16 protein-coding genes are annotated in these 13,209 nt (G+C 42.6%); 3 read left to right on the forward strand and 13 right to left on the reverse strand.

Translation table 11 applies throughout. The features are described 5' to 3' along the window. Nucleotides 1-6: 6 nt before the first annotated feature. Nucleotides 7-570: a histidine phosphatase family protein gene (locus BFI01S_RS12530; RefSeq protein WP_061792921.1), complete on the reverse strand. Its 564-nt coding sequence runs from the start codon at nt 568-570 to the stop codon at nt 7-9. Nucleotides 571-638: 68 nt separating this feature from the next. Here BFI01S_RS12530 and BFI01S_RS23385 point away from each other — a divergent pair, with 68 nt between their 5' ends. After that, entirely contained in the window at nt 639-779 is a 141-nt protein-coding gene (locus BFI01S_RS23385) for a hypothetical protein (RefSeq protein WP_169799759.1), read from the forward strand. A gap of 51 nt (nt 780-830) precedes the next feature. On the opposite strand, the gene BFI01S_RS12535 is transcribed toward BFI01S_RS23385, so the two are convergent. The 11 genes from BFI01S_RS12535 to BFI01S_RS12580 all read right to left on the reverse strand — a co-directional run bounded on the left by BFI01S_RS12535 (nt 831) and on the right by BFI01S_RS12580 (nt 10,605). After that, a complete protein-coding gene (locus tag BFI01S_RS12535; protein WP_061792922.1) occupies nt 831-1,388 on the reverse strand; it encodes a GNAT family N-acetyltransferase in 558 nt (185 codons plus the stop codon). Next, complete coding sequence (locus BFI01S_RS12540) at nt 1,385-2,152, reverse strand: class I SAM-dependent methyltransferase (RefSeq protein ID WP_061792923.1); 768 nt, start codon at nt 2,150-2,152, stop codon at nt 1,385-1,387. The genes BFI01S_RS12535 and BFI01S_RS12540 overlap by 4 nt, the downstream gene beginning before the upstream one ends. Next, nucleotides 2,145-2,621 carry a GNAT family N-acetyltransferase gene (locus BFI01S_RS12545; protein ID WP_061792924.1) on the reverse strand — a complete coding sequence of 159 codons (477 nt, stop codon included), beginning with the start codon at nt 2,619-2,621 and terminating at the stop codon, nt 2,145-2,147. The genes BFI01S_RS12540 and BFI01S_RS12545 overlap by 8 nt, the downstream gene beginning before the upstream one ends. 15 nt (nt 2,622-2,636) lie before the next feature. Next, the gene (locus BFI01S_RS12550; RefSeq protein ID WP_061792925.1) at nt 2,637-3,296 is read right to left on the reverse strand and encodes a hypothetical protein; all 660 of its coding nucleotides are present in this window, start codon (nt 3,294-3,296) and stop codon (nt 2,637-2,639) included. 13 nt (nt 3,297-3,309) lie between these two features. After that, nucleotides 3,310-3,426, reverse strand: coding sequence for a glycine zipper domain-containing protein (locus BFI01S_RS24740; protein ID WP_478219364.1), 117 nt, complete (start codon nt 3,424-3,426; stop codon nt 3,310-3,312). A 112-nt stretch (nt 3,427-3,538) separates the two neighbouring features. Continuing rightward, a complete protein-coding gene (locus BFI01S_RS12555; RefSeq protein ID WP_061792926.1) occupies nt 3,539-4,060 on the reverse strand; it encodes a DinB family protein in 522 nt (173 codons plus the stop codon). Between the two features lie 63 nt (nt 4,061-4,123). Then, entirely contained in the window at nt 4,124-4,597 is a 474-nt protein-coding gene (locus BFI01S_RS12560) for a GyrI-like domain-containing protein (RefSeq protein WP_061792927.1), read from the reverse strand. A gap of 14 nt (nt 4,598-4,611) precedes the next feature. Then, on the reverse strand, nt 4,612-5,772 hold the full coding sequence (locus tag BFI01S_RS12565) for a pyridoxal-phosphate-dependent aminotransferase family protein (RefSeq protein ID WP_061792928.1): 1,161 nt from the start codon (nt 5,770-5,772) through the stop codon (nt 4,612-4,614). A gap of 321 nt (nt 5,773-6,093) precedes the next feature. After that, nucleotides 6,094-6,810 (reverse strand): nuclease-related domain-containing protein, encoded by a 717-nt coding sequence (locus BFI01S_RS12570; protein ID WP_235831177.1) that lies wholly within the window; start codon nt 6,808-6,810, stop codon nt 6,094-6,096. Between the two features lie 240 nt (nt 6,811-7,050). Beyond that, on the reverse strand, nt 7,051-8,772 hold the full coding sequence (gene cysI / locus BFI01S_RS12575; protein ID WP_061792929.1) for an assimilatory sulfite reductase (NADPH) hemoprotein subunit: 1,722 nt from the start codon (nt 8,770-8,772) through the stop codon (nt 7,051-7,053). Between the two features lie 24 nt (nt 8,773-8,796). Further along, the gene (locus tag BFI01S_RS12580; protein WP_061792930.1) at nt 8,797-10,605 is read right to left on the reverse strand and encodes an assimilatory sulfite reductase (NADPH) flavoprotein subunit; all 1,809 of its coding nucleotides are present in this window, start codon (nt 10,603-10,605) and stop codon (nt 8,797-8,799) included. A 197-nt stretch (nt 10,606-10,802) separates the two neighbouring features. Between BFI01S_RS12580 and BFI01S_RS12585 the strand changes: the two genes are divergently transcribed. Beyond that, nucleotides 10,803-11,693 (forward strand): LysR family transcriptional regulator, encoded by an 891-nt coding sequence (locus tag BFI01S_RS12585; RefSeq protein WP_061792931.1) that lies wholly within the window; start codon nt 10,803-10,805, stop codon nt 11,691-11,693. A 116-nt stretch (nt 11,694-11,809) separates the two neighbouring features. Further along, a complete protein-coding gene (locus BFI01S_RS12590) occupies nt 11,810-12,019 on the forward strand; it encodes a hypothetical protein (protein WP_061792932.1) in 210 nt (69 codons plus the stop codon). Between the two features lie 46 nt (nt 12,020-12,065). On the opposite strand, the gene BFI01S_RS12595 is transcribed toward BFI01S_RS12590, so the two are convergent. Continuing rightward, nucleotides 12,066-13,209 (reverse strand): M20 family metallopeptidase (locus BFI01S_RS12595; RefSeq protein ID WP_061792933.1); only part of this gene is annotated, 1,144 nt, incomplete at its 5' end.

The raw sequence follows: 13,209 nt of genomic DNA on the forward strand, positions 1-13,209 counted from the left end.
CCCCCGTTAAATCGTGTAAGTGACTGCATTCCAATGCTTTGAACCTGTTCTTCTCTTCCCGGTCCATCCGGATTTTTGAAGTTCTTTTGCAATATAGAGGTTGAAAAATCCGTGCCCTATGAGAACGGCATGCTGATGTTCTTTCGCAAAAGAAGTTAACTTTAATGATGCCCGTTTTGCCCGGTACTTTGCCTCACTGTATGATTCACACCCCTGTGAATAGCCGCAGATCCAAAGTAATCTTAATAATACAGCCCATGTATTTGGCCTTAATCTCACTCCTGGAAAATTAATGTCAGGCATCGGCAATTCCATTTCCCTGAATAACGGATCTGATTGTATCTTTGCTGAAGGGTTAAGGGTTCTTGCCGACTCGATCGCCCTTCTTAAATCACTTGTGAGTAAAATTGATGATGTTGCCCCTTTTTCGATTGCATCCTTAGAGCAGCTCTCACCCTCAACTATCCCTAAATGGTTATACGCTTCAACCCATTTTTTGTATTCCTTGCTGTTCATGCGGTGATTTTCAATTTGTGCTGACCTGCCATGTCTGATTAGTGTTATTTCCATATAAAAACCCCAAAATTTATATATTTTTATCCTTTATGGATAATTTAATTAACATGGAGGTGAAGACCATGCGGGAACAAGAATATCCAAATGTAAAGCTAGGCGGCAAAAAGGTGCACGAAAAGGGAAATGGCGGAGACCAGGTGCGCGGACATGAACAGGAAAATAAAAACGGGACATTTAATACAAATCCTAAATCTGATCTTTAACCAAAATAACGGGACACCCCCCTATTGAATGGCGGGTGTCTTTGAAATTATTTATACCCAATCCTTTTTTCTCATGATGTAATGGGAAAACTGATCTCCATCAATCTTTATTTCGCCAGCAAGCTTGAAACCGCATTTTTGCAGAACTTTATTGGAACTGGCGTTGCTGGTTAATGCAACAGCATTTAGTGTTTCAAGAGCCGTTTTTTCAAAAAGAAAACCTATTAGCCCTTTTGCAGCAAGGGTGGAATAGCCTTTATTCCGCCAGTGCTTTGATATGGCATAGCCAATTTCCCTGTTCGGTTCAGGCAATTCATCCTTTATTCCTGTATTGCAAAAGCCTATAAACTCACCAGTTTCCTTTAGAATAATTCCCAAATTCAAAAATCCTGCATTTTTCAGTTCTGGCATCGAGGACTTGAATTTTTTATTCGCCGGAATTTCATAATTCTTCATCCAGTTCACCCGCTGCTCCAGCGTAGCCTGTGCACCTTGAATAAACTCATAAACTTCCGGCTGGGAAGTAATTTCATGGAGTGCTTGGACATCCTCCATCCGGTATTCCCTGAGGATTACTTCACCGCAATCAATCATGATTTCTTCGTTCATTTTTTCATCTCCATTGGGTACAGCTTTCTGCATTTAATAATAAAAGCAGCGGGTACAGCTCTTGCCTTTTCATAGGAATACCATCGATTGGCATGCCGCTGAACATCTTCTTCAGTAAGGCTGGCATCTTCAATTACCCTTTCAATCGCAAACCCGTTTTCTATTAATAAATTGATATATGTACTTAGTTTATATTGCTGCATAATGGCAGGCTGGTTCCAGGCTATATGCTGATAGGAGCCTTCCTCATGATAGGATTTATCCATAATTAATGCTCCATTTTCAGCCTTAATCCGGTTATACATCGGATGTTCCCAGCTGAATATAAACACCCCGCCTGATTTAAGGTAATGATGAATGTTTTTAAGCGTACAGTCTAAATTCGTGGTCCAGCCAATCGCATAAATGGAAAAAACGAAATCGAAGTAATCAGCAGGGATTCCCGGATTTTGTTCCATCGGGGATTCAAACAACTTTACTCGTGAAGATGAATTTACCAGAAGTTCCTTTGCGGATTCGATTTGCCTGGAAGACAGATCCAATCCCCATAATTCACCCGCTCCGCGCTGGTCCAAATATTTTAGGGAATGCCCGCTTCCGCACCCAATCTCCAGCATCTTTAAGCTGCGCACATCTCCGAACAATTGAAGATCATCTTCAGTTGGTGCCAGCGGTCCATATTCAGGCAGCGGATTGCGCCCATAAAACCTTTCAGCCGCTTCATCCCAGCTTTGCTTATTTATTTTTAGTGTTTCATTAATCATAAATATCTCCTTTTACAGAAAAATAGTAAACTTCTTCCTCTCCCCAAATCTCTCCAGTCGGGGAAAATCCGAAGTTTTTATACAGATTCCTTGCGTGATGATTATCTTTATGAACAGTCAAGCGGATTTCCTCGCATTGCGGAAATTTAGTTTTTATCCAGCCGATCATCTCGGCTAATGCTGGCCGTCCATATCCCCTGCCCTGATAATTTTTGTCAATAAAAAAACCGTTAATCCAATACATGTTAGCCGTGTCCGGTTCATAGGCATGCATGATAAAACCGACCATTTGTTCATTGTCATATATAGAAAATGGGATATACTCTATTGCATCCCCATCTTGTTTAATATATACCTTTGCAAGTGAAACAGCCGCTGAAGGAACGAAGTCACGCTGCGATTCTTTTACCTTCATCTTAATGGCTTCTTCCCAGTTGTCTCTTGTGACGGGTTTTAATCTTATGTTCATTTCTTCAGCACCTTCTTATAATTTCCTGTTTTTATCACCTGACTTAATAATGATGCTTACATAAGCGGCCTCTCCATTTTCAACGTGGTTTTTGATTTTTGACACATCGATCTCTTTCTCAATCCGGACAACCTTAGCTTCGTTTGGGAGCAATTTAACGTTACTAGGTTTACCGCTGTTCATCAGTGAAAGCATCTTTACATCCTCTTCAAATAAATATGTGTCATAAAAGCCGATAGTAAAAGACACTTCATCATTGCTGTAATTTTCAAATGGCAGCTCACAAGTTCCCTGCAAAGTATCTTCACCAATCATTACAAACTTACATTGACTTTCATCTTTTATATAGGAAACGGCATTGATGCCATTTGCCAGCGTTTTTTGATAAGCCTCTGCCAGAGAAGGAGGAAGAAGGGAAACGATGATGATAAAGGCAAAAAATGATCGCAAATGATATTTTTCGAGTGAACGATGAAGCAAGACCATACCCAGCAGAAGTAAAAGGAGAATAAAAATCCCTGTATAATGAAATCCATCCGCTGAATTAATTGGAATATTTAAAATCATAACCCCTGCATTACCTAGTCGATTTTCATGTGGAAAAGGAAAGTTTAATGCCATGGAAATAACGATTAACACAATTGAAGTCAGAAAGAGCTTTTTATTTTTAATCAAGGCAGATCCTCCTTTACTTCTTTTCTGAGGATCCAAAGGATGCCCCAAAGGCGACTCCCACGGCAATACCCAATGCCCAATTTTCAAATAGCATTCCAAAAACTAGTCCCAGCGACAGACCGTATGCCATTCCGCTTGTTGAAAGGGCCCAAAACGTTTAACCGCCTTTAATTGTTTTACCTTATATACGAACAAAAGGAACTTTAGTTTCATATTTTTGGAAAAACCAGACAGTCAGTTTATCACTTCTGAGTTGCCAGCTGTCTTTTTATCACTCGGATTTGCCCGCGATGGCTGATTTCATCCTCCATAACGTGATACCAGAACCAATAATTGTTGAAAGGGACTCCATTGCTCCACTTTCCTTCTTCGTATAGCCAGCAATCTTTTTTGGATGATAAATGTTTTAACGTTTTTCCTCTTATTGCAGACAGTTCCTTCAAATAATATTCAAGAGGATGATCTTTAATTTCCTTCCTTGCCTTCTCGCCTAGTTCATACGCCGAGGCCCATCTTAAATGCTCTTCATCATTAAGATCTCTATTTTCGAAAGTAATGACTTGGTGAACATATTCAATAAATCCTATATGCTTCAAAAGTGAGCCAATTGAATTGCTGCCCGGATCAGGAAGAAAATCCAATTCAGCATGTGTTAAGCCTGATATATCTTCCAGCGTTACTTCTCTGGCATGTTCAAGCATTGACACAAGTTCTCCTATTTTTTCATCGTAGCCCTTCACACGCTTAATACGGTAATCGACCATACTTGCATTCTCCAATCCTGTAATGTTCAGGAAAAAGACTGCCGGAATGGCAGTCTTTTAACATTATGCTATCGTATCCAGCAGCTCTATATCTAAATCCTCAATACTCTCCCAGCTATGATGGATTTCTATGTGCCACTTATTTTTCAACCGCCTTAATCCCTTTTCTTCAATCCAGCTGTGCAATTCCCTATAGGTATTTCCAATCTCATCATTAGGTCCTTTGTGCCGGATAGAGGCATATTTTTGCGGAGGTATTTCTAATGAGAACATACCATCAGGAACACTGATAAATTCCTCCACCTCAATGCCAATCCAATATCCGTCTTCTTCAGGAGAGTCTTCCTCCACTTTAAAGGCACCAACAAGCCGATCTGGTTTTACAGCACCCTTTATTTCTGTAAGGCGGCCAGATAATAGTTTAATAGCCTTAGGAATTTCAGCTGGATACTGATCCAGCGGGCATAAGACGCGGATCCCTACTAGTCTAAATTCTCCGAGTTCTGTCTCAGCCGCCCGCAAAGTCAAATCAGACATCTTTTCCCTCCTTATTAAGTAACAGGCAATGCAAGTTCTCTAAACCTATCAACTGCTTTTTGGACATCTGCTTCAAAGCCCACTTCGTTCATTGTTTCACCGATCAGCACAATGGCTTTTTCAAGCATGTCTTCAGTCGTATTCCCCATATGGCCGATTCGGAACGCTTTTCCTGCCAGATGAGCCAGGGCTCCGGCAACAATGACACCTTTTTTCGCAAGAGATGCACGGAATTCAGCATCTTCCATTCCTTCAGGGTAAAGGATACAGCTGAGAGTTGCTGCTGCGGCATTTTCATCGGCAATTGCCTTCATTCCATATTCAGCAAGTGCAGCCCTGACAGCTTTACCATATGCTTCATGGCGCTTGTAGCGATTGTCCATTCCTTCAGCCAAGACCAGTTTCATGCCCTCATCATAGGCATAAATCAAATTAACAGGCGGCGTTGCAAAGTACTTTTGGGGGTCATGCATAATTGGAATCCAATTATAGATATCGCAATAGTAGGCAGGGACCCCTTCCATTTGTTCGCGGGCAGCAAGCGCTGTCTGGTTAAAAGCTACAATTGCCAGTCCTGGGGGTACACCGATCGCTTTCTGTGAGCCTGTTAAAACGACATCAATTTTCCCTTCGCCATATGACTTGCTCATATCCTCTTCCATCGCCGCCGTAGCACAGACTCCATCCAGAATGACAAGTGCACCATGCTTTTTAATGATAGGCACCAGGGAATCCAGGTCAGCCGCAACACCAGTAGAAGTATCAGCATGGGTAATCGTCACAGCTTTATAGGAATGGGACGCAAGTTTTTCCTCAACAGCTGCGGGATCCACCTGTTTTCCCCATTCGGACTGAATGATATCTGCATGTATTCCGAACGCCTTGGCTAAGTGCTGAAAACGATCACCGAAGAAGCCCTGACTTATAATCAAAAGCCTTTCTCCAGCTGCAACCGTGTTAACCAGAGCCATTTCCATTGCTATCGTCCCGGAGCCAGAGATTACAAACACTTCCCCATCCGTCTTCAGCATCTCCCTGGTCTTCTCAATCGCATTTTTATAAATAGCAGCAAACCTTGGATCAGTATGCCCCCTTGTCTCCTGTGACATCGCCTCATAAATCGAATCCACAACAGGTGTCGGCCCTGGAATCAAAAGCATTTCCTCGTTTGGCATGATAAATCCTCCTTTGGTAGGTTAGATATCTAAATGTTTCGACATTTGATTTTAAATACCTTTATTCTTATCATCAATTGACATTAATTCATATTTTCTGTTCTTATATCCTCCGGTGTGGGGAAGTTCCATAGAGTTGAGTATTCGTGTAGCAACAGTAATAGATTCTATTTGAAGAAAACTCCTAAGTTCCCTGTTTGTTATCATGGTTCCAAATATCAAACTATAATATTTAATGGCATTAATGTGGGCCTCTTTACAATTTCTCCTGCATTCTTTACAATGCCAAGTCCGCTTTACCCTTATCATAGGCAAAAAGTTTCAGTTAGGACAAAATACACCAGTTGCGAGATCTTCCTTATTGATTTGAAATCTATCTAAAATAGATGATCCTGATTTTACACTTGCCCTCTTTAAGAGTCGGATTGATTTCTTCAGTTGTTTTTCAGAGATTTGATTTTCAGAGATATTTGTTTCAATTTGTATTATTTTTGATGGCAGTACTTCTTTATGGATGACTTTTTGATTGAGGTTTACATTAGGGGGTATAGATTTAATTCCAGTATGAGGATTAGTGATTACAACTTTTGAAAAAATAGGTAACTGTCCGAAATCATTATCAGCAAACCATTTCTTTAGTTGGTTTTCCTGACGATTCACTTGAACAATGGGACACGGAAAAACACTTTCTTCCCCATCCTTATTGCGAAATAGCTGATTATAAATTGTATCAAAATGGAGAATTCCAGATATATTTTTCACTTCTAAAATTAAAGCGAACTTTAGGGACAATATTAATGTATCTATTTGAAAATACCGGTTCTCATCAGGCAAACGAAGATCGTGCAGAATATAGTAAAGCTTATCGTTTAAAAATCCCAAAGGAAAATCAAGAGAAGTCTCACCTTTGAATCCAGCTTTCCGTTTACTGATTTCTTCTTTAATTAAGGGTATTTTTGGATGGTGAGGAGGCAGCCTGCGAAGAAGAGCTTCTAATTTGAGAATCACAAGAGGAATTTCACGCTGTTTTACAATCATTTTTTCACTCCAATCTATATTAATCTTGTTTAAATTTGTACTTATTGAGAAAAATCCCTTCTTTTTATTCATTATGATGGATTTATTTTCGGATACGTACATTTATTTTCTGATAAGGACCTTTTTCTTTCTTATGGATGAATTTACTTTCGTATAAGCTCTTTTTATTTTCGTTTATCTTCCGTTTATCGAAACTTGAGCGGAAAAAAGACAGGGCACCAGCCCCATCTTTCCTCCACCTCAATCATGAAAATTAGTCCCGTCCGTTGTTGCTTCAATAATCCCGGCACGGATCACGAAATCGCCAAAATGCTCGCCGTCCTGACGTTCCCGGGCGTAGCGCGGCAGGATGACGCGCAGCTCGTTCAGGATTTCTTCTTCTCCAATGTTTTCGCGGTACATTTTGCTGAGGCGGCTTCCGTCAAAGGCTGCCCCGAGATACATATTGTATTTGCCGACCGCCTTGCCGATAAAGCCGATTTCGCCAAGTGCGTGTCGTGCGCAGCCGTTCGGGCAGCCGGTCATGCGGATCGTAATTTCCTCATTACGCAAGCCTGCCTCATCGGCGATTTCATCAATTTTATCTATCAATCCAGGCAGATAGCGTTCAGCCTCAGCCATCGCCAATCCGCATGTCGGCAGGGCCACACAGGCCATGGATCCGCGGCGCAGTGCGCTGTAGCGGCTTCCGTCTGTTAGACCATATTTTTCAATCAGTGACTCAATCTCTGCCTTATCCTCATCAGCTACACTGCCGATAATCAGATTCTGATTGGCTGTCAGCCTGAAATCACCTTTATGAACTTTGGCAATCTCCCGCAGTGCTGTTTTCAGCTTATAATCTTCATAGTCAGCCACACGGCCGCCTTCTATGAACATGGTAAAATGCCATTTTCCGCGGATGCCCTTTACCCATCCATAGCGGTCACCATTAGAATCAAACTTGAAGCCGCGTGCTTCCTCCAGTTTCCAGCCTAAGCGGTTTTGCAGCTCTTCAATTACATTCTCAAGCCCAAGGCGGTCAACTGTATATTTAAAACGAGCATTTTTTCGGACAGATCGGTTTCCATAATCGCGCTGAATCGTAATAACCTTCTCAGCCACATCGTAGATCATATCCGGCGTCACAAAGCCAATAACCTTTGAAAGCTGCGGATAGGTTGCCTTATCTCCGTGAGAGAATCCCATTCCGCCGCCGATAGCCACGTTAAAGCCTGTCAGCTTGCCATCTTCAACGATGGCAATAAAGCCGAGATCCTGTGAAAAGACATCAATATCATTTGAAGGCGGCACAGCAATCCCTATCTTAAATTTCCGCGGCAAATAAAGCGGGCCATACATCGGCTCAATTTCTTCATCCACATCAGGAGAGCCGGCTACTTTTTCTTCATCCAGCCAGATTTCATGATAGGCACGTGTGCGCGGCAGGAGATCGTCACTTAGCATCTTTGCCAGCTCATACACTTCTGAATGAATTTCCGATTGATCGGGATTTGAGATACACATTACATTACGGTTCACATCGCCGCATGCCGCTATCGTATCAAGCATCGTCGAATGGATTGCCTGAATTGTCTTTTTCATATTCCATTTCAGAATTCCATGCATCTGGAAGGTCTGGCGTGTTGTTAATTTCAGTGTGCCGTTGCCATACTTCTCAGCCAGGTCATCCACCACAAGCCATTGCTCGGGGGTTGCGACGCCTCCGGGAAGACGCAGACGGAGCATAAACTGATAAGCTGGTTCAAGCTTCTGCTTCTGGCGTTCATTCCGCAGATCCCTGTCATCCTGCAGATAGCTCCCATGGTGCTTCATTAATCTATTATCATCATCGGGAATTCCGGCGCTGATCCTGTCCTGCATAACTTCCGCCAGCGTTCCGCGCAAATAGTTGCTTCGATCCTTAATTCCCTCAACATCACTCGGAGGGCCATCCGGTGCTTTTAAGTTTGGGTTTACCATGCTGTAAAACTCCTTCCTTCTAAATCAATATACATCGCGCTGGTAGCGTTTATTTTTCTGCATATCAGCCAGATATTCTGCAGCCTGTTCACGGCTCATTCCGCCTTCTTTTTCAATAATATCTATAAGTGTGTTATGGACATCATGCGCCATGTTTTTCTCATCGCCGCAGATGTATACAGCTGCACCTTCCTCAAGCCACTGGAATAGCTCCCTGCTGTTTTCCTGCATTCTGTGCTGAACATAAACCTTCTCATCACCGTCACGGGAAAAAGCGACGTCCATCTTCGATAATACTCCATCCTTAAGCCACTTATGCCATTCAGTCTGATAAAGGAAATCCGTCACGAAATGCTGATCGCCGAAGAACAACCAGGACTTTCCTTCCGCGCCGCTTTCTTCACGCTCCTGCATAAATGATCGGAACGGTGCAATTCCGGTTCCCGGACCGACCATGATTATAGGTGTGTCCGGATTTTCAGGCAGTTTGAAGTTTTCATTATGCTGAATAAACACTGGCAGTGTATCACCAGGCTGGAGGCGTTCTGCACAAAGAATCGAGCAGACTCCTTTCCGTTCACGGCCATGGGCATCATAGCGGACAGCACCGATTGTTAAATGAACTTCATCCGGATTCGCTTCAAAGCTGCTTGAGATGGAGTATAGGCGGGCAGGCATTTTTCTCAAAATAGAGATAAACTCCTGTGCCGTGCTGTTCCATGGCTTAAAATCACGTACTAAATCAATTAAATCTCGCCCATCAATATATGCTTTCAGCTGAGTGCTGTTTGAGACAAGCTGGTGGAGTTCATCATTTCCGGAGAACTTTGCAGCCTTTTCCACAAGCAGCTTCGTCAGGACAGTAATCTCAAAGTGTGCCGTAAGCGCTTCTTTTAATGATACTGTTTCATCTTTCACTCTGACTGTTTCCTCAGGATCCCAGTTCATTTCAGTTAGTAATAAGTCAACCAATTCAGGATCGTTTTCCGGATATACCCCGAGGCTGTCACCAGGCTGATACGTCAGTCCTGAACCTTCCAGAGATATCTCAAGATGGCGTGTTTCTTTATTGGAACCGCGGCCATTGAGATTAATATTCTCAAGTACTTCTGCCCTGAATGGGTTGGAACGGGAATAAACTGATTCGGCTGGTGCTGCCGCTGATACTGACGCTGCTGAAGGAGACTGACTGCTGCTTTCCCCTTCGCTCAAACCGGATAATACAGCTTCCACCCATTCGGCTGCAGGTTCGTCGAAATCAAGATCGCAGTCTATTCTTGGTGCAATTCTAGTTCCGCCAAGCTCTTCCAATCGCTTATCAAAATCCTTCCCAGTCTGACAGAAGAATTCATAGGAGCTGTCGCCAAGTGCCAGAACGGAGAACCTGAAGTCTTCCAGTTTCGGCGCTCTTTTTCCATGAATGAATTCATGGAATGTCAGCGCGTTATCAGGAGGATCTCCCTCACCATGCGTACTGACGACAATTAACAGGTTTTTAACCTTTTTAAGATTATTAGGCTTAAAGTCGCTCATGCTTGAGACCGTTACTTGAAAACCTTTTTCCTCAAGCGTTTTCCCGGCTTTTTTTGCCAGATTTTGCGCATTCCCTGTCTGTGATCCAAATAAAATGGTCACTTCTTTCGGAATGGAAGGCACCGCTGCCGGTGCTGGACGTTCCTCTACTGCCGGTGCAGCCTGCAATGATGAGGACTGTACAGCGGCAAGATACCCGCTCAGCCAGAGGGATTGAGTCTCTGTCAAAGTTGGGAGTAGACGATTAAGGAGCTCTGTCTGCTCCTGGTTAAACGGACTGTTCATTACCTGAAGTTGCAACATGATCCACCTCGCAAACCAGCTGAATAAGACTGGTTTTTTCTTATTTCTTTAAATTTCTTCTTTTCCTATAAAAAAAGTCGGGTTTATAAATAAAAAATATATATCTAATACTTTACCTAATGATTTAGCATTAGTAAAATAAATATTAATTATCATAACTATTAATATTATTAATTATAAAAAGGGTGATCTCTTTGCATTATGATGCGTTAAAAACATTCGTCACCTTGGCTGAAGTGAAAAATTTTACAAAAACGGCCGATCTCCTGCTCATGTCTCAGCCCAGTGTCAGCCTCCATATCAAAAATCTGGAGAAGGAATTTCAGACTAAACTATTTCAGCGTTCTCCAAAATACTTGAAAATTACGCCCAGCGGTGAAATATTATATGACAGGGCTAAGCAGATGATTACCATTTACGAGCAAACCAGGCAGGAAATCTTAGATCAGCAGCATACCATTAAAGGGGATCTGAAAATTGCGGCCAGTTTTACTATAGGGGAATACATCCTCCCTCCCCTTCTGCTAGACCTGCAGCATGAATATCCTGAACTGAATCTCCAGGTGACGATTGCCAACACGGAGGAAGTTGTTCAGTCCACCCGCTCCCATCATGTCGATATCGGCTTAATTGAGGGCCAGACAAATGAAAAGGAGCTTATTGTTACACCGTTTTTAGAGGATGAATTATTTATTGTAACCTCCAACCAGCATCCCCTGGCACAAAAAGAAGAAGCTACCATTGCTGACCTGCAGGATCAGGCATGGATTATGAGGGAGAACGGGTCAGGAACCAGGGAGTATTTTAACCATGTGGTCAGATCAAACGGCCTTAAGGTGAAATCACTCCTGACGATCAGCAGCAACCAGGGGATAAAAGAAACACTCATTAACGGGCTGGGAATGAGCATTCTTTCCGGAAGCGTAGTGGCAAGGGACGTAAAACAAAACAACCTGTCTATTATCAAGGTAAAAAATCACGTATTCAAACGCACTCTTTCCTATGTGCTTTCCCCCATTATGCAGGACAAAAAGAATGTCAGCATTTTTATCGAAGCTCTCAGCGAAAAGTGGAAATATAAATAAAAATAAGACAAGCTTTTTTCACACTAGTCCCATTTTATGCATATATTATTGTGTAGAGGTGTATAAAATCTGCCCAATTTATTCAAAATAAGGAAAAATTGGCTGAGGTGAGAAAGATGGGATTATTGAATGCCTTTAATGAATGGCGCGAAATGAGATATCAAAATCATGTTAATCGCATGAAGGAAGAAAACAAGTGTCCTGACTGTTACGGCAGGGGTTTTTCACTCTATCCAGGGAATGAATTCGCTTATCATGCTAACCAATTTGACTGCCAGGGCTGCAATGGAACCGGATTGTATTCAGAATGGGAAAACTTATCCTAATAGAAAGGCCATGATCCAATTACGGATCATGGCCTTATTTTGGCATTTAAGCAAATGCCCTGCTTGACTCAAATTCTGCTTTAATCTTTTGGAGAAGCTCCTTGTTTGTTAAAACCTCATACCCTGTGAGTGCCATTGCTTTGGCTCCGAGGATCATGGCTTCTCTGGCCTGATCACTCATGGCAGCTTCACGGAATTCATGTGTATGGCAGGCATATGCTTCATTGCAGATTTTAATATAAGGATGAATGGAAGGGGCTGCCTGACTGACATTTCCCATGTCAAGAGACCCTGAACCGTCCTTCTGTTCCAGAATTTCCTCCTCATTAATGCCCAGAGAAATCAGTTCTTTATTGAATGCTTCTGATAAAGGGCTGTTCGTAATCATATCATCATAAGAAAATTCATAAAACGACCACTTCATGTCAGCGCCAGTCTGCAGAGCTGCACCTTCCGCGCATTTCTTGACCTTTTCCACTAATTCATTTACATATTCACGTTTCGCCGCACGAACATAAAATTGGGCAACAGCATAATCCGGAACAACGTTTGCCGCTTTGCCCCCTTCCGTGATAATTCCATGAATCCGGGCATCAGGTTTGATATGCTGGCGCAGCGCATTTATGCTGTTGAACGTCTGCAGAACAGCATCCAGTGCATTAATTCCCAAATGCGGACTGGCAGCAGCATGTGCTGACTTTCCAAAAAACTCAAATTGAATAGCATCCATCGCCAAAGATGTACCGCTCTTCACATAATTGTCGAGGGGATGAACCATAATCGCAGCATCCAAAGCGTCAAAAACACCCGCTTCGGCCATGGTCACCTTGCCGCCCTTTGTCTCCTCTGCAGGCGTTCCAAAGACAATGACTTTCCCTCCCGTTTCATGAATCACTTTACTCAGACCTATTCCGGCAGCAATTCCCATGGTCCCAATTAGATTATGGCCGCATGCATGCCCAACTTCAGGCAATGCATCGTACTCAGACATATAACCGATTACAGGCCCTTCTTTACCGCTGTCATAAGTTGCCGTGAAAGCAGTCGGCAATCCGCATGTGCCAATTTCCACGGTAAAACCATGCTTTTTTAACTCCTCTGTTAATACCTTGCATGCCTTGTACTCTTCATGTCCCAGTTCAGGATTCTCGCCAATGTAGATGCTTATTTTATTAAAATCATCTTGAAGC

Origin of the sequence: Cytobacillus firmus NBRC 15306 (genome assembly GCF_001591465.1) — a bacterium.
In the GTDB taxonomy this organism is placed as follows: Bacteria; Bacillota; Bacilli; order Bacillales; family Cytobacillaceae; genus Cytobacillus; species Cytobacillus firmus.